This is a genomic window from Pelagibacterium sp. (genome assembly GCF_035555455.1).
In the GTDB taxonomy this organism is placed as follows: Bacteria; Pseudomonadota; Alphaproteobacteria; order Rhizobiales; family Devosiaceae; genus Pelagibacterium.
Window position 1 is genome coordinate 22421 of sequence record NZ_DATMGM010000048.1, and the last position, 25663, is coordinate 48083.

25 protein-coding genes are annotated in these 25663 nt (G+C 60.9%); 8 read left to right on the forward strand and 17 right to left on the reverse strand.

Annotation, left to right across the window (positions count from 1 at the left end):
- The first annotated feature begins 34 nt into the window (after positions 1 to 34).
- Positions 35 to 1288, forward strand: coding sequence for a multidrug effflux MFS transporter (locus VNS12_RS09785; protein WP_325487644.1), 1254 nt, complete (start codon positions 35 to 37; stop codon positions 1286 to 1288).
- A gap of 20 nt (positions 1289 to 1308) precedes the next feature.
- On the opposite strand, the gene VNS12_RS09790 is transcribed toward VNS12_RS09785, so the two are convergent.
- Both VNS12_RS09790 and ttcA read right to left on the reverse strand, forming a co-directional pair.
- On the reverse strand, positions 1309 to 2121 hold the full coding sequence (locus tag VNS12_RS09790) for an inositol monophosphatase family protein (protein WP_325487645.1): 813 nt from the start codon (positions 2119 to 2121) through the stop codon (positions 1309 to 1311).
- Entirely contained in the window at positions 2118 to 2951 is an 834-nt protein-coding gene (ttcA, locus tag VNS12_RS09795) for a tRNA 2-thiocytidine(32) synthetase TtcA (RefSeq protein WP_414693104.1), read from the reverse strand. Before ttcA ends, VNS12_RS09790 begins: the two co-directional genes overlap by 4 nt.
- A gap of 433 nt (positions 2952 to 3384) precedes the next feature.
- Here ttcA and sbmA point away from each other — a divergent pair, with 433 nt between their 5' ends.
- A complete protein-coding gene (sbmA, locus tag VNS12_RS09800; RefSeq protein ID WP_325487647.1) occupies positions 3385 to 4686 on the forward strand; it encodes a peptide antibiotic transporter SbmA in 1302 nt (433 codons plus the stop codon).
- Between the two features lie 59 nt (positions 4687 to 4745).
- Here sbmA and rpsD read toward each other — a convergent pair whose 3' ends face one another.
- The 3 genes from rpsD to VNS12_RS09815 form a co-directional block, all read right to left on the reverse strand.
- A complete protein-coding gene (rpsD, locus tag VNS12_RS09805; protein WP_325487648.1) occupies positions 4746 to 5363 on the reverse strand; it encodes a 30S ribosomal protein S4 in 618 nt (205 codons plus the stop codon).
- A 220-nt stretch (positions 5364 to 5583) separates the two neighbouring features.
- Positions 5584 to 6531: a DMT family transporter gene (locus VNS12_RS09810; RefSeq protein WP_325487649.1), complete on the reverse strand. Its 948-nt coding sequence runs from the start codon at positions 6529 to 6531 to the stop codon at positions 5584 to 5586.
- 78 nt (positions 6532 to 6609) lie between these two features.
- A complete protein-coding gene (locus VNS12_RS09815) occupies positions 6610 to 7482 on the reverse strand; it encodes an RNA methyltransferase (protein WP_325487650.1) in 873 nt (290 codons plus the stop codon).
- A gap of 185 nt (positions 7483 to 7667) precedes the next feature.
- On the opposite strand from VNS12_RS09815, the gene VNS12_RS09820 reads away from it, so the two are divergent.
- The 3 genes from VNS12_RS09820 to VNS12_RS09830 all read left to right on the forward strand — a co-directional run bounded on the left by VNS12_RS09820 (position 7668) and on the right by VNS12_RS09830 (position 11006).
- The gene (locus VNS12_RS09820; protein WP_325487651.1) at positions 7668 to 8882 is read left to right on the forward strand and encodes an NADP-dependent isocitrate dehydrogenase; all 1215 of its coding nucleotides are present in this window, start codon (positions 7668 to 7670) and stop codon (positions 8880 to 8882) included.
- Positions 8883 to 8964: 82 nt separating this feature from the next.
- Entirely contained in the window at positions 8965 to 9945 is a 981-nt protein-coding gene (locus VNS12_RS09825; protein ID WP_325487652.1) for a glycerophosphodiester phosphodiesterase family protein, read from the forward strand.
- Positions 9946 to 10034: 89 nt separating this feature from the next.
- Positions 10035 to 11006, forward strand: a complete 972-nt coding sequence (locus VNS12_RS09830) for a DMT family transporter (RefSeq protein ID WP_325487653.1) — start codon at positions 10035 to 10037, stop codon at positions 11004 to 11006.
- Here VNS12_RS09830 and alaS read toward each other — a convergent pair.
- Together alaS and recA are read right to left on the reverse strand one after the other, a co-directional pair.
- On the reverse strand, positions 10990 to 13647 hold the full coding sequence (gene alaS, locus VNS12_RS09835; protein WP_325487654.1) for an alanine--tRNA ligase: 2658 nt from the start codon (positions 13645 to 13647) through the stop codon (positions 10990 to 10992). The two genes, VNS12_RS09830 and alaS, sit on opposite strands and share 17 nt — an antisense overlap.
- Before the next feature lie 226 nt (positions 13648 to 13873).
- Positions 13874 to 14941: a recombinase RecA gene (gene recA, locus VNS12_RS09840; protein WP_325487655.1), complete on the reverse strand. Its 1068-nt coding sequence runs from the start codon at positions 14939 to 14941 to the stop codon at positions 13874 to 13876.
- A 277-nt stretch (positions 14942 to 15218) separates the two neighbouring features.
- Between recA and VNS12_RS09845 the strand changes: the two genes are divergently transcribed.
- Positions 15219 to 15383, forward strand: coding sequence for a glycine zipper domain-containing protein (locus VNS12_RS09845; protein WP_325487656.1), 165 nt, complete (start codon positions 15219 to 15221; stop codon positions 15381 to 15383).
- A gap of 15 nt (positions 15384 to 15398) precedes the next feature.
- Here the strand turns inward: VNS12_RS09845 and cckA are convergent, their stop codons facing one another.
- The 7 genes from cckA to flgB all read right to left on the reverse strand — a co-directional run bounded on the left by cckA (position 15399) and on the right by flgB (position 21602).
- Positions 15399 to 17948 (reverse strand): cell cycle histidine kinase CckA, encoded by a 2550-nt coding sequence (cckA, locus tag VNS12_RS09850; RefSeq protein ID WP_325487657.1) that lies wholly within the window; start codon positions 17946 to 17948, stop codon positions 15399 to 15401.
- Between the two features lie 173 nt (positions 17949 to 18121).
- The gene (flhB, locus tag VNS12_RS09855) at positions 18122 to 19204 is read right to left on the reverse strand and encodes a flagellar biosynthesis protein FlhB (RefSeq protein WP_325487658.1); all 1083 of its coding nucleotides are present in this window, start codon (positions 19202 to 19204) and stop codon (positions 18122 to 18124) included.
- A gap of 3 nt (positions 19205 to 19207) precedes the next feature.
- Positions 19208 to 19969 carry a flagellar biosynthetic protein FliR gene (gene fliR / locus VNS12_RS09860; protein ID WP_325487659.1) on the reverse strand — a complete coding sequence of 254 codons (762 nt, stop codon included), beginning with the start codon at positions 19967 to 19969 and terminating at the stop codon, positions 19208 to 19210.
- 2 nt (positions 19970 to 19971) lie between these two features.
- Positions 19972 to 20235, reverse strand: a complete 264-nt coding sequence (gene fliQ, locus VNS12_RS09865) for a flagellar biosynthesis protein FliQ (protein WP_325487660.1) — start codon at positions 20233 to 20235, stop codon at positions 19972 to 19974.
- A gap of 171 nt (positions 20236 to 20406) precedes the next feature.
- Entirely contained in the window at positions 20407 to 20730 is a 324-nt protein-coding gene (fliE, locus tag VNS12_RS09870; RefSeq protein ID WP_325487661.1) for a flagellar hook-basal body complex protein FliE, read from the reverse strand.
- 26 nt (positions 20731 to 20756) lie between these two features.
- Positions 20757 to 21158 carry a flagellar basal body rod protein FlgC gene (flgC, locus tag VNS12_RS09875; protein ID WP_325487662.1) on the reverse strand — a complete coding sequence of 134 codons (402 nt, stop codon included), beginning with the start codon at positions 21156 to 21158 and terminating at the stop codon, positions 20757 to 20759.
- A gap of 39 nt (positions 21159 to 21197) precedes the next feature.
- Positions 21198 to 21602 (reverse strand): flagellar basal body rod protein FlgB, encoded by a 405-nt coding sequence (gene flgB / locus VNS12_RS09880; RefSeq protein WP_325487663.1) that lies wholly within the window; start codon positions 21600 to 21602, stop codon positions 21198 to 21200.
- Between the two features lie 203 nt (positions 21603 to 21805).
- Between flgB and VNS12_RS09885 the strand changes: the two genes are divergently transcribed.
- Both VNS12_RS09885 and fliP read left to right on the forward strand, forming a co-directional pair.
- Complete coding sequence (locus VNS12_RS09885; RefSeq protein ID WP_325487664.1) at positions 21806 to 22393, forward strand: flagellar biosynthetic protein FliO; 588 nt, start codon at positions 21806 to 21808, stop codon at positions 22391 to 22393.
- Entirely contained in the window at positions 22374 to 23159 is a 786-nt protein-coding gene (gene fliP / locus VNS12_RS09890) for a flagellar type III secretion system pore protein FliP (RefSeq protein ID WP_325487665.1), read from the forward strand. The genes VNS12_RS09885 and fliP overlap by 20 nt, the downstream gene beginning before the upstream one ends.
- Here fliP and VNS12_RS09895 read toward each other — a convergent pair.
- From VNS12_RS09895 to VNS12_RS09905, 3 genes are all read right to left on the reverse strand, one after another.
- Positions 23149 to 23520: a type II toxin-antitoxin system VapC family toxin gene (locus VNS12_RS09895; RefSeq protein ID WP_325487666.1), complete on the reverse strand. Its 372-nt coding sequence runs from the start codon at positions 23518 to 23520 to the stop codon at positions 23149 to 23151. The genes fliP and VNS12_RS09895 overlap by 11 nt on opposite strands.
- Positions 23517 to 23714, reverse strand: a complete 198-nt coding sequence (locus VNS12_RS09900; RefSeq protein ID WP_325487667.1) for a type II toxin-antitoxin system VapB family antitoxin — start codon at positions 23712 to 23714, stop codon at positions 23517 to 23519. The genes VNS12_RS09895 and VNS12_RS09900 overlap by 4 nt, the downstream gene beginning before the upstream one ends.
- A gap of 79 nt (positions 23715 to 23793) precedes the next feature.
- A partial coding sequence (locus tag VNS12_RS09905) for a tetratricopeptide repeat protein (RefSeq protein ID WP_414693102.1) occupies positions 23794 to 25663 on the reverse strand: 1870 nt, incomplete at its 5' end.

Below are 25663 nucleotides of genomic sequence, written 5' to 3' on the forward strand. Positions count from 1 at the left end.
GGTGTCCCGGCCTTGCCATTTTTCAAGGTTTTTCATGACAACCACTGCGACAGCGACCCGAGATGTATCTCGGCCAGAATTCATTGCCCTCATCGCCGGGCTGATGGCTCTCAACGCACTGGCCATCGACGTGATGCTGCCCGCCCTGCCCTACATGGGCGAAGCGCTCGGCGTTCTCCATGAAAATGACCGCCAGTTCGTCCTGACCGCTTATATGCTCGGGTTCGGCGTAGCCCAACTCGCGTTCGGACCGCTGTCCGATCGGTTTGGCCGACGAGCACCGCTTTTTGTCGGCCTGGCCGTTTATGTGGTCGCTGCCTTTGCCGCCGTGTTCTCTCCCAATTTCGCTACCCTCCTGGTGCTGCGGTTTGTGCAGGGAATGGGAGCGGCGGGCACGCGGGTCATCGCCACCTCCATCGTGCGTGATCGGTTCGGGGGCCGCGCCATGGCTGAGGTTATGTCCTTGGTTTTCATGGTATTTATGATCATTCCGGTCATCGCGCCGGCCATCGGACAGGTGATCCTACTCACCGGACCTTGGGAATATATCTTCATTTTCATGGCGGTGCTCGGGCTGGTCATTTCGATCTGGACCTTCTTGCGTCTCCCCGAAACGCTTGCCCCCCAGCATCGTCGGCCCTTGCGGCCTGCCGTAGTTCTGGACGGTTTCCGCATCGTTCTGACCAACCGCATGGCCATCATGTATGGATTGGCAGGCACTTTCATCTTTGGCGCGCTGTTCGGGTTCATCAACACCTCGCAACAGATTTATGTCGGGGTCTATGATCTGGGCACGCTGTTTCCGGTCGCCTTCGCGTTCCAGGCCTCGCTGATGTCGGTGTCGTCCTACACCAATTCGCGCATGGTGCGCCGCGTTGGCATGCGCCGGCTCAGCCATGGGGCCATTCTGGTATTCACCGCGTTGAGCGCCATCTGGCTTGTTCTCGCAATGACCATCGATATGCCGCTTTGGCTGTTCATGACGCTGTTGTGCATGATCATGTTCATGTTCGGCTGGACGGCCTCAAACATGAATTCGCTGTCCATGGAACCACTTGGCGCCGTCGCTGGCACCGCGTCCTCGGTCTTCGGCTTCATCCAGACCGTAGGCGGCGCCCTGCTCGGAACCTATATCGGAAGCTTTTTCGATGGGTCGGTTACCCCAATCGCGGCCGGCTATTTCATCTTCGGCCTGCTCGCCATCGGCTGCGTCCTCATCGCCGAGAACGGCAAGCTGTTCGGGGTCGGCGAAGAATATAAGGACGGCCCGCCAGCCGATCTTCACTAACACGCAGCACTGCGTCAGCGTCAGATCGTGAACACCTCACGGCGCAGCGCGTCCCAGCTTTCTATGTCGGAGGCGACCAGCAGGCCGCCTTCGAGATGGGCCGGTCGATAGGTTGTCCCATCCAGATGGGCGACGTGAGCCCCCGACTCCGCCATCATCAGCGAGCCCGCCGCGTGATCCCAAGGTGTGAGCTTGTTGTACATCAGGAAATCGAGGTGCCCGCCGGCCCCCAGCCGGTATTCATGACCGGCGCAGCGATAGCTGGCCATGATATGCACTTTGGCCATATTGCCCAGCACTTCCGCCCGCTTTGCGCTCGGGATATAGGCCGTTGAAGCCGTGCCCACCATCTGATCGACAGATACCGGTTCGGCAAAGTGCTGCCGCACCATCCGTCCGTCCGGAAACACCTGGAAGCACCCACAGCCGCGCTCGGTCATCACCCAGTCATCACCGACCGGATCATAGATGACGCCCGAGACCACTTCGCCGCGCTGTACCACCGCCGCCATCACCGCAAACAGCGGAAGTCCGGCGGCAAAATTCCACGTTCCGTCAACGGGATCGACATAGATCACCGTATCGTTTCCGAAATCGGTGTCGAGCAGCCTGGGGTTTGCCGAAACGGCCTCCTCCCCAATAACGACCATATGCGGCGAAGCGGCCTTGATGGCCGTGGTAATTGCCCGTTCGGCCTGTTCATCCGCGTCGGTCACCAGATCGTGGATATGGGATTTGGTGCGGATATCGCCTTCATCGAGCCGGCGAAACCGCGGCATGATCTCGGCTGCTGCCGCCTCGCGCAAAATCGCCGTCAGACGCTCGATATTCATTGCCCTGCCTCCGCTGACAACATGGCGAAATCAAACAGTTTTGGATCCAGCATGTGGCTGGCGTTGATATTACCCAGAGCCCGCAGCATGACATCCTTGCGCCCCGGCATCCTGCGTTCGATATCATCGAGCATGGCCTTCATCGCATTGCGCTGCAAGCCGTCCTGCGATCCGCACAGGTCACAGGGAATGATCGGAAACTCCATGGCCTCGGCAAACCGGGCCAGATCGGGCTCCGCGCACTGCGCCAACGGTCGCAGGACTTCGACATCCCCGTCATCGTTGAGCAGTTTGGGCGGCATCGCGGCCAGCCTGCCGCCATGGAACAAATTCATGAAAAACGTTTCGAGGATATCCTCGCGATGATGCCCCAGCACCAGCGCCGAACACCGCTCCTCCCGGGCGATCCGGTACAAATGCCCGCGCCGCAGGCGTGAACACAGCGAACAATAGGTTGCGCCCTGCGGCAGCTTGCTGGTCACCACCGAATAGGTGTCGCGGTATTCGATGCGATGGGGAACACCATTGCGCGTGAGGAAATCGGGCAGGATATGTTTGGGAAAGTTCGGCTGGCCCTGGTCGAGGTTGCAGGCCAACAGCTCCACCGGCAGCAATCCGCGCCATTTTAGGTCCAGCAGCACCGCCAGCAGTCCATAGCTGTCCTTGCCGCCCGATAGCGCCACCAGCCACTTTGCCCCGGGCCGGACCATGCCATAGGTGCCCATCGTTTCAAGCACCTGCCGGTTGAGGCGCTTGCGCAGTTTGTTGAATTCAACCGTTCCCGGCGCATTCAGAAACAGCTCCGGACAGGCTTCATCCGAAGCGCTCATCGGCTCGGCAACACTCATGGCAGCACACCCGCGAATAGGTCGTGTGCCGGACCGCCCGGCACGCCATGTTGATACATGCCGCGCGTCTGGCGGGAAAGGGCAGGCAAGCCGGAATGCAAAAAAACAGGCCGGGTGGGAAATCCTCTTGCAGGGTCCACCCGGCCCAGTGACGCAGTACAAGGTTGCATTGAACCGTTGAGGCACCGGTCTGCCCGGCACATGTGGGGCTGTCCGGTCCGCGCCATAGTGACAGCGAACCCTTGCGGCCCATTGAACCCGCTTGCCGAGATTCTTTTCAAAAACTGCTCAATTGCCCGGCATTGGCCAAATTGGCAGCGCTGGTTGGTCTTGTCAGTGCCGTTAACGAGGCTTTACATCACCTTAGGGAGGCGGGTTTGAACCAAGAGTCTCCTCTTTCTAACCAGAGGACGCCATGTTTCGATCGTTCTTCCCCAATCCCAGAATATTTTTCCCCGCCGCCCTCATCTGGGCGGGCTTATGCATGCTCGCCTGGTTCACGATCGGCGACGATCTTGGCGCTCTGTTTTCGCTCGGCAATATCCTGAGCCAAACACCAACCGAACTCGATCCCGATCCATTCCTCACGGCCGACCGGGTCTGGCTCTATCAATACATCTTATTAGCCGGCTATCTGTTCTGCATTCCCTGGTACTGGATTGGCGGCAACAGGCGCTGGTTCTGGTGGTCGGTCGTCGGCAGCGTATCCATCGTCGAGATCGTCTTTTTCGACGTGCAGATCGGCGCATGGATGAACGCCTGGTACGGAGAGTTCTACAACCTTATCCAGACAGCGCTGACCGAGCCCGGTTCAGTCTCACTCGACACCCTGGCGTCCGAACTGTGGACAGTGCTTTACGTCCTGTTACCCCGCATCGGGGCACTGGTGCTCAATGCCTTCTTCATCGCGCACTATCTGTTCCGCTGGCGCCGCGCAATGACGTTCTTTTACATGTCCAACTGGACCAACCTCCGGCACGTGGAAGGCTCTGCCCAGCGTATTCAGGAAGATACCCAGAGGTTTGCGGCAATTGTCGAAGGTCTGGCCGTCACCCTTATCGGCTCGATCATGACGCTGCTGGTCTTCCTGCCACTGCTTTGGGAACTGTCACAGAATATTACCGTGCTTCCGCTGGTCGGTGCCGTGGATGGCAGTCTGGTGTGGGTTGCCCTGGTTTCCGCCGCCGCAGGCACAGTTCTGCTGGGTCTGGTCGGCGTCAGGTTGCCGGGGCTGGAGTTTCAGAACCAGCGGGTGGAAGCCGCCTTCCGCAAGGAACTCGTCTATGGCGAAGACCATGCCGAACGCGCCCGTCCCACCCGGACCCGCGACTTTTTCAAGGCAGTCCAGCGCAACTACTTCCGCCTCTACTGGCACTACCTTTATTTCAACGTCGCGCGATACATCTATCTTCAGGGGTCGAACTTTGTACCGCTGATCGCCATGTCTCCGACCATCGCGGCGGGTGCGCTGACCTTTGGTCTGTTCCAGCAGATCAGCAATGCCTTCAATCAGGTCGAGAATTCTTTCCAGTTCCTCGCCAACTCCTGGACCACGATCATCGCGCTGATCTCGGTTTACAAGCGTCTGCGCGCCTTTGAAGCGCACATTCCCTATGAGGCCGATCTGGGGGTCGATTATGACGATCCGCGCTTCCTCGACACCGAGGTTGAATTCCCTCCCATCGACGGGGATCTGCCCACCCCGCAGACCATCTGAACCAACAAAAAAGGGCCGCCCCACCGGGCGGCCCTTTCTTTTGAAACTCTGATATTCGCTTAGCGCGAATAGAATTCGACGACGAGGTTCGGTTCCATCTGCACCGGATAGGGCACATCGCCCAGTGCCGGAACGCGCACATAGGTCGCGGTCATCTTGGAATGGTCGGCATCGATATAATCCGGAACATCGCGCTCGGCGAGTTGGACGGCTTCGAGAACCACAACGAGCTGCTTGGAGCGGTCACGCACCGAGATCACGTCACCGGGCTGCACGTTGTAGGACGGGATGTTGACCCGCTTGCCGTTCACCTGCACGTGGCCGTGGTTGACGAACTGACGCGCAGCAAAGACGGTCGGCACGAACTTGGCGCGGTAAACGATCGCGTCCAGGCGGCTTTCCAGAATTCCGATGAGGTTCTCACCGGTATCGCCACGACGACGGGCAGCTTCTTCATAAACGCGGCGGAACGACTTTTCGGTGATCGAGCCGTAATAGCCCTTCAGCTTCTGCTTGGCGCGGAGCTGAATGCCATAGTCCGAAAGCTTGCCCTTGCGGCGCTGACCGTGCTGGCCGGGGCCATAGGCACGTGCGTTGACCGGGCTCTTCGGACGGCCCCAGATGTTTTCGCCAAGGCGGCGATCGATTTTATGCTTCTGCGTATGACGTTTTGACATCGCATGTCCTCTTCAGAATCAGAGTTAAAGACAGCGCCCCTCCTCTGCTCCGCCCAAAGGGCGAAACCGACAGACCGTGCGAAAAACGTGAACGGGTCCAGCCATAAAGGCCGGACCGAATACGGCAAACCGACGGTCCCGGGTGGCTCTCCCGGACGGCAAGGCCATTCGGGATGAGCGGTTTCTATGAAGCCATGGCCGGAAAGTCAAGCGCGCCGGGCTATTTGGCCTCGCCATAGGTCGCTGGGCCGATGATTTCTCCCCGTTTGCGCTCCCGCTGGAACACATACAATCCGGAAGCGAGGATCACTGCGGTCCCCACCCAGGTCCATTTGTCAGGAAAATCACCGAAAAACACATAGCCCACCGCCGTTGCCCCGACAATTTCGAGATACTGAAAGGGTGCCAATGTGCTTGCGGGGGTCCGGCGAAACGCCTCGGAAAACAGGAAGAACGTGAAGGCCGACAGCATTCCCATGAACAGAAGCTGCCCCCACGGGCCATCAGGATCATACCCGCCCATGCCACCGATCAGCTCGAACCGCCCCAACGCCAGCAGTCCGCCACCAATGGCAATCAGCGCCACCACTGCGAACCAGAACTGGATCGATACCGCATCCATCACCGGCGAGAGCTTGCGGATCACGATGGCATTGCCAGCAAATGCAGTTGCGGCGATCAGCGGCAGAAGCGAACTCCACCCAAAAATATCCCAGCTCGGGCGGATAACGATCAGCGCCCCGATCAACCCCACACCAACGGCCACATAGCGACGGGCTCCGGCGCGCTCACCCAGAAATGGTCCCGCCAGAACCGTCAGGATCAACGGCTCGACAAAAAAGATCGCAATCGCTGTCGCGATGGGCATGGTCACGAACGCGCCGATCAGCGCCGCGAGCGTTGCCGCCGATGTCAACCCGCCCAGAACCATCAGGTGCCATGGCCCCCACACCGGCCTGCGCCGCAACGCGATCAGCACCAGCCCAAGCGCCGCCATCTGAAAGACATAACGCCAGAACGCAATCTCGAACGGGCTGAGAACCCCGGTCAGGCTTTTCGACAGGGCATCGCTGAACGGCACCAGCAGGACCGCCAGCAGCATGAACCCCATGCCGCTTTGCGGTGTACCGACACTAAGTCCCCCGACTGGCGGAACTGGCTTTGCCATGAAAATCCTGAGATCAGATCGAGGCGGGTTCAAGACGCCAAGCGTATCGCCCATCCCCGCCCCCGGCAACTGAGGGGTTCAGTCGTCGCCATTTTCCTGCTTGGGCGGCCTGTTGGGATTGGCCCTCTCATGGCGTCGGTCGAGCGCCGCCACGATCCCGCGCAAGGTGCGCACCTCCTGCGCGTTGAACCCGGCACGGGCAAACATGGCGCGGATATTGTTCATCATTCCGGGACGCTTGGCCGCCGTCTTGAAGAATGTCGCCCGGTCCAAAGCTTCGCCCAACTGCTCGACAAGCCCCACCAGCTGCTCGCGCTGTGCCGGCTCGCCCGCATCCCCCGCAAACGGCAATGGCTGGTCCCGCAGCGCGGCCCGCCGCCACTCATAGGCCATCACCAGCACCGCCTGCGCGATATTGAGGGACGCAAAGGCCGGCTCGACCGGCAGGGTCACAATGGCATCGGCCAATGCCACCTCGTCATTATCGAGCCCCCAGCGCTCGCGCCCGAACATCAGACCGGCCTTCTGCCCCGCTCCGATGCGCTCAGCCAAGCCGTTCGCCGCCTCATCCGGCCCGATCACGGGCTTGTACATTTCCCGGTTGCGCGCCGTCGTCGCCAGCACAAAATGCAGATCGGCAATCGCCTCGGCAACGCTGGGAAACACCCGCACCCGCTCGATCACATGGCTGGCTTTCGCCGCAGAAGCCAGCGCCTTTTCATTCGGCCAGCCGTCCCTTGGGTTGACCAATCGCAGATCCCAAAGCCCGAAATTGGCCATGGCCCGCGCCGCTGCGCCGATATTTTCTCCCAGTTGCGGCGCGACGAGAATAACCGCCGGGACGGGACGAAACACAAATTCCTTGCTGCTGTCAGTTCCGGCCATCAGCCAGCGCTCCTTTGCGCCCGCCACACTCTGGCTTGAACGCTTGCCGAGGAACGGCCGGGACATGTCCCGCCGCCCCCAATAGGTCAAAAATCGCCAAAGCTCTAATCCCACCAACCCGCGATGGCAAGAATTACGCGCGCCCCCCTGCGCGCTTGTGCCGCTCATAAGCTTTGCGCTTTACCCCGCCAGTGCTATAGGGGCGGCGCTGGCTTCACCAACCACCACCCGCACCAATAGAGGAGTATCGTATGAGCAAGATCAAAGTCGAAAATCCGGTCGTTGATATCGACGGCGATGAGATGACCCGGATCATCTGGCAGGCCATCAAGGACAAGCTGATCTACCCCTATCTCGACATCGATCTTGAATATTACGATCTCTCGGTACAAAAGCGCGACGAGACCGACGACCAGATCACCGTCGATGCGGCCAACGCCATCAAGAAGCACGGCGTCGGCGTCAAATGCGCCACCATCACGCCTGACGAAGCCCGCGTCGAAGAATTCGGCCTCAAGAAGATGTGGCGTTCGCCCAACGGCACCATCCGCAACATCCTTGGCGGCGTCATCTTCCGCGAGCCGATCATCTGCAAGAACGTGCCGCGCCTCGTCCCCGGCTGGACCCAGCCAATCATCGTCGGCCGCCACGCCTTCGGCGACCAGTACCGCGCCACCGATTTCCGTTTCCCCGGCAAGGGCAAGCTGACCATCAAATTCGTCGGCGATGATGGCACCGAGATCGAGCACGAAGTCTTCGATGCCCCCGGCTCCGGCGTCGCCATGGCAATGTACAATCTCGACGATTCCATCCGCGACTTTGCCCGCGCTTCCATGAACTATGCGCTGGGCCGTGGCGTCCCGTGCTATCTCTCGACCAAGAACACCATCCTCAAGGCCTATGACGGACGCTTCAAGGACATTTTTGAGGAAATCTACGAAGCCGAGTTCAAGGAAAAGTTCGAAGCCGCCAAGATCTGGTACGAACACCGCCTGATCGACGACATGGTCGCTGCCTCGCTCAAGTGGAGCGGCGGATATGTCTGGGCCTGCAAGAACTATGATGGTGACGTGCAGTCAGACACCGTTGCGCAGGGCTTTGGCTCGCTGGGCCTCATGACCTCAGTGCTGATGAGCCCCGATGGACGCACGGTCGAGGCCGAAGCCGCCCACGGTACCGTCACCCGTCACTACCGCCAGCACCAGCAGGGCAAGGAAACCTCGACCAACTCCACCGCCTCGATCTTCGCCTGGACCCGTGGCCTCGCCCACCGCGCCAAGCTCGATGGCAACGACGCACTGGCTGATTTCGCCGCCACGCTGGAAAAGGTCACTGTCGATACCATCGAAGAAGGCAAGATGACCAAGGACCTCGCCCTGCTCGTCGGCCCGGATCAGCCCTGGCTGACCACCATGGGTTTCCTCGACGCCATCGACGAGAACCTGCAAAAGGCAATGGGCAAATAACCCCGCCCTGCTCCGAGATATGGGCGGCGCTTCCAGCGCCGCCTTTTTTGTGCCAGATGCAATGTCATAAGTGGAGTCGAACATGAAAAAGGTCCTGCTAGGCGCGCTGGCTTTTGTCATCCTTTTCGTGTTTGGCGTCTGGCTGGCCAATGCGTCCTGGCGCGCCGCCGCGCCCACCGGAGAGCCCGTCTTCGTTGCCCATCGCGGCGTGCACCAGATTTTTGACCGGGATGGCATCGAAAACGACACCTGCACCGCCGAGCGCATCTACCCGCCCCGCCATGCCCTGCTCGAAAATACCATTCCCTCGATGCAAGCCGCCTTCGCAGCGGGTGCGCAAATCGTCGAACTCGACGTCCACCCCACCACCGATGGCCAGTTCGCTGTTTTCCATGACTGGACGATAGACTGCCGCACCGCGGGCACGGGCGAGACCCGCAGCCACACCATGGCCTATCTCAAGACCCTCGACATCGGCTTTGGCTATACCGCGGACGGCGGCGAGACCTATCCACTGCGTGGCACCGGCACGGGCGCAATGCCCTCATTGGACGACGTGCTCTCCGCCATCCCCGACGGCCGCTTCATCGTCAATTTCAAATCCAACGACGCCACAGAGGCAGACCGTCTCGCTTCCCTAGTCGCCGCAAACCCTCAATGGCGCGATGCTCTCTGGGGCGCTTATGGCGGCGATGCCCCCACCTTGCGCGCCGCCGCCTTGCTGCCCGGCCTGACCGTCTGGACAAGGCGCGGCCTCGTCGATTGTCTCGGCAGCTATATCGGTTATGGCTGGACCGGTATCATGCCCGAAGCCTGCACCAATACCGCTATCATGGTGCCGATCAACATCGCGCCTTTCCTGTGGGGATGGCCCAACCTGTTCATCGAACGCTTCACCAACGCCGGCACCACCATCATTCTCACGGGCCCATTCGGCGCCGGTGATACCGGCACGGCGGGGATTGACGATATCGAGACCCTGGCACAGGTTCCCGCCGGGTTTCCCGGCCTCATCTGGACCAATGTGATCGAGCAGATCGGCCCAAAAGCCCGAAACGACTGACCGCACTCGACTATCCGCCCCATCCGGCCTATGAACGATCAAGGCTCCCTTTATCTCGGGAGCATTCATTTCAGATTTGGGTAGTCGAGATGCCGGTTGGCGTCCTGTTTGCGTTTGCGGCCTATGCCAGCTTCGCTTTCGGCGATGCTGCGATCAAGAGCTTTGGCGACACCATGTCGGTGTTCCAGATCGCTTTTTTCATCACCGCATTTTCCTTCGTCCCGGCGCTTCTCACCAATCCACGCGGCGAGCGCTGGCGTGACGTGTTCAAGCTCAACAATTTCTGGCTCATGCAGCTGCGGGGCGTCTTTGGCATCATCTCCATGGTGATGGTGACCGTCGCGTTCACCACCATCCCGCTGGCCGAAGTCTATGCGCTGGTGTTCCTCACGCCCATTCTGGTCACCATTTTATCCGTGGTGATCCTGCGCGAGCATATGTCCCCGATGCGCTGGGTGGTGCTGGCCATTGGATTTTGCGGCGTGATGCTCGTGGTGCGTCCCGGTTTCCGTAGCCTGGAATTTGGCCATCTGTCCGCTGTCATCGCGGCCATCGGCGCCTCCGGCGGAGCCATCGTGCTCAAGAAGGTATCAGCTACCGAGCGCCGCATTTCGCTGCTCGGCGTCCTGCTGACCTACGCCCTGGTGTTCAACGGCATCGCCATGATTCCAGAATTTATCGTGCCGACGGCACACCAATTCGCCATGCTGTCCATGATCGGCCTGTTCATCGGCACCGGCCATCTGTTGATGATCGCCGCCACCCGCCGCGCTGCAGCCAACCAGATCGCCCCGGCCCAGTACAGCCAGATTTTCTGGGCCATCCTGCTCGGCGGCATCTTTTATGGCGAACACCCGGACGCGATTGCCGTCATCGGGCTTACCATCGTGGTTGCCGCAGGGATCGCCACACCCGGCGTCGATGCGGCGCGCGCCATTCTGGGAACGCGGATGGCACGCTTCGCCCGCCGCCGCCCGGCTCAAGCGCCTGTCTCCGCTTCAGAGGAGGCCGCCGGTCCGGAAACCGACAGCCAGCCCGTTACGTCTAGAGCTGTTCCCTGACAGCGTCGACTGCCGCCTGCGCCTTGGCACCGTCCGGTCCACCAGCCTGCGCCATATCGGGCCGCCCGCCGCCGCCCTGCCCGCCCAGCGCCGCCGAGCCGGTCCGTACGAGATCGACCGCGCTGTAGCGCCCGACCAAATCTTCGCTCACGCCCACAGCGATTCCGGCCTTGCCGTCCTCAGTGGTTCCCACGATCACGACGATGCCCGAGCCGATCTGCTTCTTGCCCTGATCGACCAGCCCGCGCAGGTCTTTAGGCTGCAAACCTTCGACCACGCGCCCCAGAAAGTTCACACCATTGATGGTTTCGCTCGCTGCACCATTGGCCGCCGTTCCGCCGCCCATGGCCAGCTTCTGCCGCGCTTCGGCAAGCTGGCGCTCTAGCCCCTTGCGCTCCTCGACCAGCGCCGAGACCCGCGCGGCGGCATCGCGCGGTGACACCTTGAGCGCCGTTGCGATCGCCTTGAGCTGATCTTCCTGTTCGGTGAGGTGCGCCCGGGCGCCATCCGCAGTCAGCGCCTCGACGCGCCGCACACCAGCGGCGACCGAACTTTCCTGCACGATCTTGACCAGCCCGATATCGCCGGTGCGGCGCACATGGGTGCCCCCGCACAGCTCCATCGAATAGGTCTTGCCTGCCCGGTCTCCATCCAGCGCCGTACCCATCGACACGACCCGGACCTCGTCACCATATTTTTCGCCGAACAACGCCATCGCGCCCGCTTCGACCGCATCATCGACCGCCATCAGCCGGGTTTCCACCGGCGCGTTCTGCAAGACGATAGCGTTGGCCATGCGCTCGACCTCGGCCAGTTCGGCCTCGCTCATCGGCTTGGCATGGGAAAAGTCAAAGCGCAGCCGGTCGGGAGAGACCAGCGAACCTTTCTGCGCCACGTGGGTGCCCAACACCTCGCGCAGCGCCTCATGCAGCAAATGGGTCGCCGAGTGATTGGCACGGATCGCCGTGCGCCGTCCGTGATCGACACGCAGGGTCAGCGCATCCCCGATCCGGATCGTGCCAGCCTCCACCTTCACCCGATGCGCGAAAACCCCGCCCGCCTGCTTGGTGGTATCCAACACCACGACCTTGGCGCCGTCTTCGCTGTCCATGGTGCCAGTATCGCCGACCTGGCCACCGCTTTCGCCGTAGAACGGGGTCTGGTTGAGCACGATGAAGCCTTCATCGCCGGGCCCCAGCGTCTCAACGCTCGCCCCGTCCTTGACCAACGCAGACACCGCGCCGTCGCTTTCTTCGCTCTCATAGCCCAGAAATTCGGTCGGCCCGGCCTTGTCGGCCACCGCAAACCACACAGCGCTGGTCGCCGCGTCGCCTGAGCCTGACCAACTCTTGCGGGCCTCAGCCTTCTGGCGTTCCATCGCGGAATCGAATCCAGCCTGATCGACGCCGACACCGCGCAAGCGCAACGCATCCTGGGTCAGATCGAGCGGAAAACCATAGGTATCGTAGAGCTTGAACGCGGTGTCGCCGGCCAGCGTATCGCCTTCGCCCAAGCCCACAGTCTCTTCTTCCAGAATCTGAAGACCTCGGCTGAGGGTCTTGAGAAACCGTTCTTCTTCAAGCCGGATGGTTTCGGAGATCATCGCCTCACCCTGCACCAGCTCAGGATAGGCCTGCCCCATTTCCCGCACCAGCGATGGCAGGATCTTGAAGATCGCCGGCTCGTTCGATCCGAGCAGCGTTGCATGGCGCATGGCCCGCCGCATGATCCGGCGCAGCACATAGCCCCGCCCCTCATTGGCCGGCAACACACCTTCCGCAATCAGGAACGCCATAGAACGCAGATGATCGGCAATCACCCGGTAAGACGCGACCGTCTCAGGTGTTGGCGCGCGCCCCACAGCCGAAGCGGTGGAATCGATGATGTGGCGGAACATGTCGGTTTCAAAGACGCTTTCGACCCCTTGCAGGATCGAAGCCATGCGCTCCAGCCCCATGCCGGTGTCGATCGACGGGTGCGGCAGCGGTTCCTGCCGCCCGTCGCCGGTCTGCTCATACTGCATGAACACCAGATTCCAGAATTCAAGGAACCGGTCGCCATCCTCTTCCGGCGTGCCTGGAGGGCCGCCCCAGATATGGTCACCACGGTCGATAAAGATTTCCGAGCACGGCCCGCACGGGCCCGTATCGCCCATGGTCCAGAAATTGTCGGCCGTTGCGATACGGATGATACGATCATCGCTCAGCCCGGCGATTTTTTTCCAGAACGAAGCAGCTTCATCGTCGGTGTGATAGATCGTCACCAGCAGTTTCGACGCGTCGAGCCCGAACTCTTTCGTGACAAGAGTCCAGGCCATCTCGATGGCCTGTTCCTTGAAATAATCGCCGAAGGAGAAATTGCCCAGCATCTCGAAAAACGTCAGATGCCGGGCCGTGAATCCCACATTGTCCAGGTCGTTATGCTTGCCACCGGCGCGTACGCATTTTTGCGAGCTGGTGGCCCGGCTGTAGGGGCGCTTTTCAAGGCCCGTGAACACGTTCTTGAACTGCACCATCCCCGCATTAGTGAACATCAGCGTGGGATCGTTGCGTGGAACCAGGGGGCTCGACGCGACCTTCTCGTGCCCCTCGACGGCAAAAAAGTCGAGAAAGGTCGAACGGATATCGTTTACGCTTGTCATGATCGAGCCCGGAAACCCTGTCTGCGGCCCAAAACCGCATTGTCTGTTACAGAAGGCCGCCCCGGCATCGTGCACATGCCGCAGGGCCCAAAAACTGAGCAAGCCTTCTATCGCGTGCGTCCGGCAAGCGCAATGTGATCTGGCCTCGGCCCAACAAGAAAGGCGCCGGATGTCCGGCGCCCCTCATCAAGCTGGCATTCGTGCACATCTGCGTTCCGCCAGCCTTTTATTCTTCTTCGTCGTCTTCCCCACCTGCCGCGATCAGATCGACGGCGATCAGCCCGGCGCTTTCACGCACACCGCTTTCGATCTGCATGGCAATCTCGGGATTGTCCTTGAGGAACTGGCGGGAGTTCTCGCGGCCCTGCCCCAGCCGCTGGCTGTCATAGGAGAACCAGGAACCCGACTTCTCGACAATCCCTGACTTCACGCCCAGATCGAGCAGTTCGCCGGTCTTGGAAATGCCTTCGCCATACATGATGTCGAATTCGACCTGGCGGAACGGCGGCGCAAGCTTGTTCTTGACGACCTTGACCCGGGTCTGGTTCCCCACGACTTCATCGCGGTCCTTGATCGAGCCGATGCGGCGGATATCGAGACGCACCGAGGCATAGAACTTGAGCGCATTACCGCCGGTCGTGGTCTCTGGCGAGCCGAACATCACCCCGATCTTCATGCGGATCTGGTTGATGAAGATCACCATGGTCTTGGATTTCGAGATCGAGGCGGTCAGCTTGCGCATGGCCTGGCTCATCAGCCGCGCTTGCAGGCCAGGCAGCGAATCGCCCATTTCGCCTTCAAGCTCGGCACGCGGAGTGAGCGCTGCCACCGAGTCGACCACCAGCACATCAATCGCTCCCGAACGCACCAGCGTATCGGCGATTTCCAGCGCCTGCTCGCCCGCATCCGGCTGCGAAATCAGCAGATCGTCGACATTGACGCCCAGCTTGCGGGCATAGATTGGATCGAGCGCGTGTTCGGCGTCAATGAACGCGCAAATGCCGCCCGCCTTTTGCGCCTCGGCCACCACATGCAGGGCCAGCGTGGTCTTGCCCGAGCTTTCCGGCCCGAACACTTCGATGATGCGCCCACGCGGCAATCCGCCAATTCCGAGCGCAATGTCGAGGCCCAGCGAACCGGTTGGAATCGATTCGACATTGACCGAGGTATTCTCCCCCAGCCGCATGATCGAACCCTTGCCGAAACTGCGCTCGATCTGCCCGAGCGCTGCTTCAAGCGCCTTGTTCTTGTCCATCGAACCCCCGTCTATAACGCGAAGCTGTGAAACCGCCATTCTCGTTCTCCTTATTTCACCATTCGCCCCGTGCGGCAACGCGAAGGGACGGTGCTCGACATATAATTGCTTGTTTCATATTTGTTCTCATTTTGTTTCCGGTATGTCAAGCTCGAAAAGTCGATGCGATTTGCGCCCGCAATGCAAAATCCGCTAGTCTGGGCGCCATCGGCCACGACGCGCCTCGGCTACAAGCGCTAGAAACAGCGGCCCGGCTCAGGCGAATCGAAACGCGAGCAACGACGCAACGGGCAAAGGCCCGATGAAAGGATACGACATGGAAGGATCGAAACTGGGCATCGGAGTGGCCATCGGCATCGCCCTTGGTGTGGGGCTCGGCCTGGTCCTCAACAATGTCGCCATTGGCATCGGCATCGGGCTGGCCCTCGGCCTCGCCGTTGGTGCGGCGCTCGATTGGAAAGGGAAATCCGGGCGCGACTGATCCCGCCCGCCCCCGCTACTCGTACTTCTCCGGCACACTGCCCGAGAGCACTTCCTTCACCTTGGAATTGATCTGGTCGAGCGTATAGGGTTTTGGCAGGAATTCCACGCTCCGGTCGTCGGCCAGCCCCTGCCGCACGTTTTCCTCGGCATAGCCCGAAACAAAGATCACCTTGAGATCGGGATAGCGTTTGCGCACTTCCGTCAGCAGCGTCGGCCCGTCCATCTCCGGCATAACCACGTCGGAAATGATCAGATCGAGTTCGCCATTGACCTCCTCGATCACCTCCAGCGCTTCCTCGCCCGAACCGGCCTCGAACACTTCATAGCCCGTGGTTGCAAGGGCCCGCGCCGAGAACATGCGCACACTTTCCTCGTCCTCGACGATCAGAATGCGCTCATTGCCCGTGAGGTCCTTCACCGGTGCGGCCACAGATTTGGGCGTGGCCTCGTCTTTTTCTTCCGGGATATGGCGCGGCAGGAAGATGCGGAAGGTCGTTCCCTTGCCCATCTCCGACAACGGATAGATAAAGCCGCCGGTCTGCTTGATGATCCCATAGACCATCGAGAGGCCCAGCCCGGTGCCCTTGCCCAGTTCCTTGGTCGAAAAGAACGGCTCGAAAATCTTTTCCATCACGTCGGCAGGCATGCCGGTTCCGGTATCGGCCACTTCGATCAGCACGTAATCCGCCGGTGGCATGCCCGGATAGGCAAGGCTTTCCGCTTCCGCTTCGCCCACATTGCGGGTGCGCAGGGTGATCTGCCCCCCATCCGGCATGGCGTCGCGCGCATTGACAGCGAGGTTGATGATCACCTGTTCGAGCTGCACCAGATCGGCGCGGATCGGCCACACATCGCGCTCATGCTCCACATCGAGCGTCACCTGCTCGCCGATCAGGCGCTTGAGCAACACGGTGAGATCATCGATGTGCTGGGGCACTTCCAGAACCTGTGGCCGCAGCGTCTGCCGGCGCGAAAACGCCAGCAACTGGCGCACCAGCCCCGCCGCGCGGTTGGCGCTCTGCTTGATCGACATGATATCGGAAAACGATGGGTCCGAAGGCCGGTGCTTGAGCAGCAACAGGTCGGAAAACCCGATGATTGCCGTCAGCACGTTGTTGAAATCGTGCGCCACTCCGCCCGCCAGCTGCCCCACGGCCTGCATTTTCATGCCTTGGGCGATCTGTTCTTCCAGCTGCCGCTGCTCGGTCATGTCCAGCGCGTGCAAAATAGCCGCTTCATCGCTGTCTGCCCCCGGCTCCACGCCGGAGATGAACATGCGCACGCTGCGCTGCTTGTCGCCCGGAATGCTCGCGTCGACGGGGGCGATCTCTGATTTGTGGGCCCGCGCATCGGCCAGCGCCGCCGCCAGCTTGTCGCGGTTTTCCGCATCGATCAGCGTTGAGACATCGAGCCCCTCGATGCCGCGTTCCCCCGAGGCCAACCCGAAAATGCGCGTGAACGGCGCGTTGGTGCGCACCACTCGCCCTTCGCTGTCCAGCGCTGCGATGGCGATCGGTGTGTTGTTGAAAAACCGCGAAAACCGCACTTCCGCGGCCCGCAGCGCCTCTTCACCGTCCACCCCGCGCGAGCGGTCAAGCACGAGGGTGCGCGTTTCGCCCAATTCGCCTTCGGCCAGCCGCGCCGCCCTGTGCAACAGCCGCACCGGCAGATTGGTGCCATCCTGGCGTACCAGATCGAGATCGACGATTTCGGTCCGCACCGCTCCGTCCTGCCCGCCGCCCATCAGCAGCCCGGCGCCATCGCCGTGGACGATTTCGTTGAGGTCTAGATCACCCGCTTCGAACGCGGCAAGGTCGTAGCCGAGCCAGTCCGCCAGCGTTGAGTTGATATACTGGATGCGCCCGCGCGCATTAGCCGAAAAGAACCCCGCCGGCGCGTGGTCGAGATAATCGATAGCCTTTTGCAATTCGACGTAGAAATTTTCCTGCGTTTCGCGGTCGCGAGAAATATCCTCGACCGTCCAGATCACCGATTTTCCCGGCGCGCCGTCGAAATCGGGCAAGGAGCGCACCGCCAGCCGGAACCACAGCGCGGCGTCATTCCCGCGCGCAATGCGGACGTCTTCGATGATCGAGCGCCCGTCGCGAGCAGCGCGGGACAAGCGATAAATCGCCTCGCTGGCTTCGGGCTGGCTGGCAAACAGACGCGGCAGCCCCACCGGCATGCCCCGGCTCACTCCGCGCGAAAGCTCCGCGTAATAGGCATTGGCATAAAATATCTTGCCATCGCGATCGGTGACCACCGCGCCATAAGGAAGGCTGTCGACGATGGCGCGCGACAGGGTGCGCTTTTCCTTGCCCCCCACGAAGCGGAACAGTCCCGCCGCCAGTGCGAACAGCGAAAACACGCCGATAACCGCCAGCAGGCCCAGAAACAGCACAACCATTTCCGGCGAAATGACCTCGCCCATCAGCGAAAACGCCACCGCCACGCCGATGAACAGCAGCGACAGCACCAGCACGCGCCACAGCGCCGCGTTCGAGGACGGACGCGCCACCACCGGTTCTGGATAGCTGTCCTCGTGGATCGGGGCCATGGCCATCGCTTTGTTCCTCGTCACAAACTTTCGCACCGTTCGAATCGGGCTTCTATTGGTAGCAAACCGCGCTTTGCCTTGGGTAGTATCGATTAACTCAGTGTTAACAATCTCGGTTAAAAGGCGCTGACCCGCACCGAGCCGAGGTCGATAGACGGATTTCGCCGTCAGAGTTCACCCTAACCGCTCTTCCAGCTCGAGCGTTGCTTCAGCCGCATCACATAGCCGATCACCTGCGCCACCGCCTTGAAATGTTCGGCTGGAATCTGATCGCCGATTTCTGCGCCCGCATGCAGCGCGCGGGCCAGCGGCGGGTTTTCGACAATCGGCACGTCGTGATCCCGCGCCAGCCCCCGGATGCGCAGCGCGATGGCATCGACCCCCTTGGCCACCACTTGGGGCGCCGCCATCTCATTATCGTATTTGAGCGCCACCGCGTAGTGCGTCGGGTTGGTGATGACCACTGTCGCGTCGGGCACCGCCGCCATCATCCGCTTGCGGCTGCGCTCCAGCCGAATCTGCCGGATGCGCCCCTTCACATGCGGGTCACCCTCCATCTGCTTATACTCGTCGCGCACTTCCTTGACGGTCATCATCTGCCGCTTCCACCATTTGTGGCGCATGTAAAGATAGTCGAGCAGCGCGACGATGGTGATGGCGATCAGCGTGGCGATGAAGATCTTTATCCCCACCTCCTGGAACAGCTCCAGCACCATCAACGGTTCACCGTGGACGATGGTGTCGAGGCGATCGCGCTCCGGCCACACCACCATCACCATGATGGTGGAAAACACCGTGAGCTTGAACAGCCCCTTGCCGAAATTGACCAGCGCCTCCATGGAGAACAGCCGTTTTGCCCCGGATATCGGCGAAATCTTGCTCAGTTTGGGTTTCAGCGTTTCCGCCGAAAACACCATCCTGTGCTGCACCATATTCCCCGCGATGCCGCAGAGCGCCAGCAGGATCATCGGGATCAGCAGCGCGCCGAGCAGGCTGACCGCCGCGCCATAGACGAACTGGTTAAAGCCCGGCCCGCCCACCTCATAGAGATCGGCCCGCGCCATATACTCCCCCAGCGTCTCCATGATCGAGCCACCGGTCATCGGCGCAACGAATGCAAACACCATCGCCGAACCGAGCACCATGAACCAGCTCGTGACTTCCTGGCTTTTGACCACATCGCCCTTCTTGTGGGCATCTTCCAGCCGTTTGAGGGACGGGTCTTCTGTCTTTTCGCTCTGTTCGGGTTTGTCGTCGCTCATGGCCTACCCGAGAAACTGCGCGAAGTGATCTTCCAGATGCGTCATATACAGCCCGATCATCAGGCCCAGCAGCATCGCGAACAGGATCAGCCCGATGATGATGTTGGCCGGCATGGCCATGAAGAACACCTGGATTTGCGGCATCAGCCGGCCCAATATTCCCAGCCCCAGATAAAAAACCAGCCCGAACACTAGCAACGGCGCCGCCATCTGCACGCCGATGATGAACGATTGGGCGATGATGCGCACCGCCATTTCGGCCGCATCCCCCAGCATCAAGGGTTGGTCGGGGGGGAAATAATCATAACTCGCATAGGCACCGGCCAGCAGCATGTGATGCAGATCAGTGGTGAAGATCAGCACCACGCCGAGCATGGCGAGGAAGTTCCCCACGATCGCCCCCTGCACGCCCGATTGGGTGGGGTCAGCGGTCTGCGCCATCGACAGGCCCATCTGATAGGCGATCACCGCTCCCGCCACCTGCGCCGCGGTGAGGATCAGCCGCGTCAGTCCTCCGATGATGAACCCGATGGCCAGCTCATGGCCCAGCGCTGCCGCCAGCCCCGCGACATTGCCCGGCACCGCCCCCAGATGCGGCAGGATCACCGGATAGAGGATGAAGGAGAACATCAGCGCGAACGACAGCCGCATCCGGGCGGGAATCGTCTGCTCGCCAAGGGCAGGCATCAGCATCAGGATCGTGCCGATCCGGGAAAAGATCAGGAAAAAATAATAGGCGACATCCGGGCCCCAGATGACCGCCATCGTCAGGACCGGATGATCAGATCGACGATCTGGTTCATATACGCCCCCATCGTCGCGCCCATAAAGGGCAGCATCAGCAGCATGGTGATAAAGATCGCGATGATTTTCGGCACGAACACCAGTGTCATTTCCTGAATCTGGGTCAACGCCTGAAACAGCGCGATCACCACGCCCACCACAAGCCCGACGATCATCATGGGTGCCGCCACGAGGATCAGGGTCCACATTCCCGAAGTGGCAATATCGAGGGTTTCCGCCCCTGTCATGGCGCTACGCTCCGCCGCGATTCGTTAACCACAAGGTACACCCGCTGAGCCGAGATTGCGTCAGGATGGAGCGAAAATGGTGTTGATCGAGAACCGGAGCGGAACGTACTTTCTGTACGTGAGCACCGGAAGCGCAGATAAACGCCATTTGCAGCCCATCATCATGCAATCTCAGATGGGCATACGCATGATTTCTTCGTAGGCCGATATGACCCGGTCGCGGACGGTCACCATGGTCTCGATCGCAGATTCGGTTTCGGCCAACGCTGTCACCACGTCGATCACGTTGGCGTTGCCATTGACCATGTCGATGCTCGCCTGGTCGGACCGCTGGCCCGCCTCGACCACCGAATTGATCTGTTCGGCCAGCATTTGCCCGAAATTCGGGCCGGACGCCGCCGCCCCTGCCCCCGCGATTTTGCCAGCGCCCTGATCGTTCACCAGCCGGGAAACATTACCATAGGCCGCAACAGCGGCGTTGAATGGGGTGGCCATATGCCCTCCAGATCTATGTGTGTGCGTCAGCCGCGCAGAATATCGAGGGTCCGCCCCAGCATCTGGCGCGATACGGTCACCACGTTGAGATTGGCCTCATAGGTCCGCTGGGCTTCCCGCATATCCATGGTTTCGATCAGTGTGTTGACGTTGGGATAGCGGACATAACCGTTCTCATCGGCAGCCGGGTGCCCCGGTTCATACCGCGCATCGAAATCGCTCATATCCATCGACAGCGATCCCACACCTACCTCATAGGCGCCCAGTTCGCGATTAAGCATGGCGTGGAAGGTCGGAACCTTGCGCCGATACGGGTCTTCATCCGGGGTGCGCCCGGCAGAATCGGCGTTGGCCATGTTTTCGGCGATCACCCGCATGCGCGCCGTCTGGGCATTGAGCCCGGAACCGGCAATCTTGATCGATGTCATGAAGTCGTTCATTGCGCCTGTAATCCCCTATGGCCCCGGTCAGCCTTGCTTTCCGAGCGCCAGCTTCATCAGCCGCATGGAGCGCGAATAGAGCGTGGTTGCGGCCTGATAATCCATCTGGTTGGTGGTGACTTTCATCATCTCTTCTTCGAGCGTCACGCCGTTGCCTTCGGGCATGATCTCAAAACTGTTCATGGTGCGCGCGCCCATGGCCCGGGCCGGATTGCCCCCGACCGAATAGTGTTTTTTGTTGGTCGCCGCCGTTGTCACCATCGCGCCGGGCCTGCGCACCGTGTCCTCGATGGAAAATTGCGCCAGATCGCGCCCGCGATATCCCGGCGTCTCCGCATTGGCGACGTTTTCGGCCAGCAGCGTCTGGCGCGTCTGATGCCACTGCATCTTGTTTTTGAGCGCCGCAAAGATCGGCAGATCGCCAATGGCCATGTGGGCTCCCCGAATCTCGAAATTGCCACCAACTGGGCAAATTCTGCCCACCACATGGTTAACAGCGCGTTAACCCTCGGGACGGCCCCCTGTATCTCTCCCCAATTTCGCCCAATCGCGGCGTATGGTAGGCAAGTCTTGCCCGCCGCGGTTCATGCCGTTATGTGTCTGGCGACTGAGGGCCACATCCAGGGAGCTAGCCTGTGGGATTTCTGACCAGCCTCTTCGGCGGGGAAACCAACTACCTCACCATGATCATCGCACTTGCCATTGTGCTGGTGCTCATCGTGCTCGCCGTCTGGCTTATCAAGCTGGTGGGCGACGCCTCGCGCAGCGTGGGCCGTGGCCGTAATCGCCGCCTGATGATCGTCGACTCGATCGCCATCGACAACAAGCGCCAGGCCGTCATCGTGCGTCGCGACGAGACTGAGCATCTGATCGTCATCGGCGGCCCCAATGATCTGGTGGTGGAAAGCGGATTTGCAGCGCCAGCGGCTCATCAGATGCAGCGCGTGCAGCGCCGCAAGCCCGTTGCTGAATCGGCACCTTCCGTTTCACCCGAGCCCGTTGCGACACCCGCTCGGCCCGCCGGAACCTCGTTGCGTCACACCGGCCTTTTGCGCGCCGTCGATGATGAACCCGACCTGCTTGGGGGAAAGCCCGACAATCCGGCCCGCTCGGTGCCCGACTCAGCTACAAGCGTATCGGTATCCGCTTCCAGCACTGTGGACTCGGAACCGCGCGTTGAGGCGAGGGACGATCATTTCGAGGATGCTGCCAGCAGATCGTAACGCAACAAGGCGTCGCGGGCTTTCCCCCGGCGCAACACTGCTGCTGTCCCTGGGCCTTGCCGCTGCTACGCTTCTGCTTCTGCCCTCGACCGGGCTAGCCCAGAACATCTCCATCGACTTCGGCGACGAGACGACGCTGACCGAGCGCGCCATTCAGTTGATCGGTCTAATCACCGTTCTGGCGCTGGCCCCCTCGATTCTGGTGATGGTCACCAGCTTCACCCGCATCGTCGTTGTGCTCTCTCTGCTGCGCACGGCTATCGGCCTGCAAACCGCGCCTCCCAATTCAGTGATGATTTCACTGGCGCTGTTTCTGACCGCGTTCATCATGCTGCCCACGCTTCAGGACAGCTACGACCGGGGCATCGCGCCGCTGATCGCTGGCCAGATCGAGATGACCGAGGCGCTGGAACTCAGCGCAGGACCGCTGCACGAATTCATGCGCAACCACGTGCGCGAGCGCGATGTGATGCTGTTCATGGATCTCACCGACGCTCCCGTTCCGGACAATCCCGAAGAGATCGAACTGCGCATCCTCATTCCCGCGTTCATGATCTCCGAACTGCGCCGCGCCTTCGAAATCGGCTTCCTGCTCTTTTTGCCGTTCGTGGTCATCGACATGGTGGTCGCTTCGGTGCTGATGAGCATGGGCATGATGATGCTCCCCCCGGTCATCATCTCCCTGCCCTTCAAGCTGATCTTCTTCGTGCTCGTCGATGGCTGGCACCTGGTGGCAGGCTCGCTGATCCGAAGTTTTATTGGGTAGGCTGATACCCGATCCCCATTTCGAGTGCACAGGCTGCCAGCCTTTTGTCGCCAGTCCAGAGCCTCACACCGGGCTGCTCTATAGCCGACGCAAGTAAATGCGCATCGATATAGCCAATTCCCCGGCCCCAAAGATTTCTATTGGCGATCAGCTTCAGGACATCGTCTTCCGTAGCCCTTTTTACCGGAGCAAGATTGCCTAGTGCAGTAAGAATTTCATCGCGATTTTGGAGGTTGCCGAGCGAAAGCTCACCGATGACAAACGGGTGCATGGTCACGAGACCGGTTTCCAAATGCTCGATCAATTCCCGATCCCCGCCCCGGAAATGGTTGATCCAGATCGAGGTATCTACGAGGATCACTCCGCGTCGTTTCGCCGGCGCGGTATGTCGCCAAGATTGGGCTCGGATCCGGCCAGTTGCGCCAGCCGCCGAGCGCTTTCTCGTGCGATGAGCGCCTTGAGCCCTTCGCGGATCAATGCGGACTTCTCTTGTACTCCGGTCAGTGCGCGTGCTTTTTCGACGAGTTCATCATCAACTGCGATCAGTGTGTGCATGCCACACCTCCTTCGCTTTTGAATATAGCATCGAATGCCGGGCCTTAGAATGGCCCAACGCACGCACGCCCACGATATCCTATAAACTCGCCACCGGCCCGGTTTCAGGCGCTGCCCGCAATGGCGTCACCGCATTCTGGCCAGCATAGATTTCGCGATAGGCGTTGAGAAATCCATTGATCGCGCCGGTATCGGCCACCTGCCGTGCGATCTGGCGGAAACTTGATCCCGTCGCGTCCACATCTTCGGTAACGAATGCGAACATCGGCCATTCGGGCGCATTGACCATCACCTCGGAGAACCGACTGCGCAGGCGCGAGAGCCCGATCTGGTCATTGGCCAGCACATAGCCCACGGCCGCTTTCACCACATTGGTCCGCGCCACCGGGCTCAGTGTGCCGCTCTCCACATCGGGTGAGTAAAGCGCCTCGATCCGCTCACTCGCCTGCGAATAGCGCTCCGCCCGCCACAACGCATCGATACGCAGCAGCTCTGTATCGCGCCCTGACAGGGTCGATAGCAGATCGAGCGCCAGATCGTGGCGGCTCGCATGGATCAGCGCGCTGGCTTCCAGCACGCGCCGCTGCCGTTCCAGCCCTTGCGGCAGTTCCGCCAGCCGTGTGTCGTTGAGGATGCGCAGCGCCGCGCCCGGATCACGGTTGGCGATATAGACCACCGCCAGATCGGCGGCGACCTGGGCGCGCGCTGCCCCCTCAAGCCGGTTATCGACCTGATAGCGCAGCAGATCGGCGGCCTGGGCCAGCAGATCGACCTCGATCAGCCGCTGGGCCAGGTTGCGGATCATGGTGTCGCCTTCGGTGCCCGGCGGGGTCAGATGACGGTAATCATAATAGATGCTGAGCGCGGAAACGGCATCGAGCGAGCCCGCCCGTCCGTCAAGGAACAGCCCCGCGAATTCGTTGCGCGCCCGGCTGATCAGCCCATCGAGCACCCTGCTGTTTTCGAACTCGTCCGCCATCTGCCGCGTCAGCACGAACGCCTCGCGATACTCTCCGTTGCGATAATAGAGGTCGGTCAGCTTGGCGACGGTATCGACTTCCACCTGATCCCCGCGCCAGATCGTGGACAGCACCCCCAACGTGTCGATCGCCTGCGCAAGATCGAGCTGCCCCATCTCGTCGAGCAACTCAATCGTCCGCAGCACCGCCTCCGCCGATTGCGCCCGGTGGTCAGCCGCAATCACCCTTCCATAACTCTCCAAAGCCTCGGCCACATTGCCGTTGGCATGGTCGAGCCGACCCGACAAAAGTTCATATTCGGCCACCTGTTCGGGCGTCAGCGCCGCCAGGTCCACCGCCCGCAGCATCTTTGCCGCCATCTCGGCATCTTCCTGCTCCACCGCGGCACGGATCGCCGCCATGTGGAACTTCGATCGCAGCCAATTGGGATAGTTGTCGATCACCAGATCGGCCCCGAAGGCATCGACCCGCGCTCCGGCGAAATCGCCGCTTTCCGTCCGGGCGATGGTGCGCCACACCATGGCGTCGGCATCGTCGCGGAACGCGGGCGTGTTGAGCATCGCCACGGCCTCGGAGCTGCGTCCAGCCAGCGCATTGGCTGCCGCCAGCAGGATATTCACCTTCGGTTCGAGGCTGGTCTGCCGCAAATCTTCGGCCAACACATTGAGAACGCCAATAGCTTCGGCTGCAAGATTGTTGCTTAGATAAAACTGTGCGAGTTCGAGCCGTGCCCGGTCCAGTTCGCGCCCTTCCGCCTCGGCGGTCCGCATTAGGATTTCACTACGCGCCGCATGGAAGGCATCGGGATTGGGCGCCATCACCGATCGCAGGTCGAGGGCGGCTTCGCTGACGATCTCGGGGGTGCGAAACCGTACCCCATCGTCGCGGGAAAGCGTCAGCCCCGCTTCCGCTGAAATCACCGCCAGCCGATCCTCGATCGCAACGCTCACGCCCTCATGCAGCGGTTTG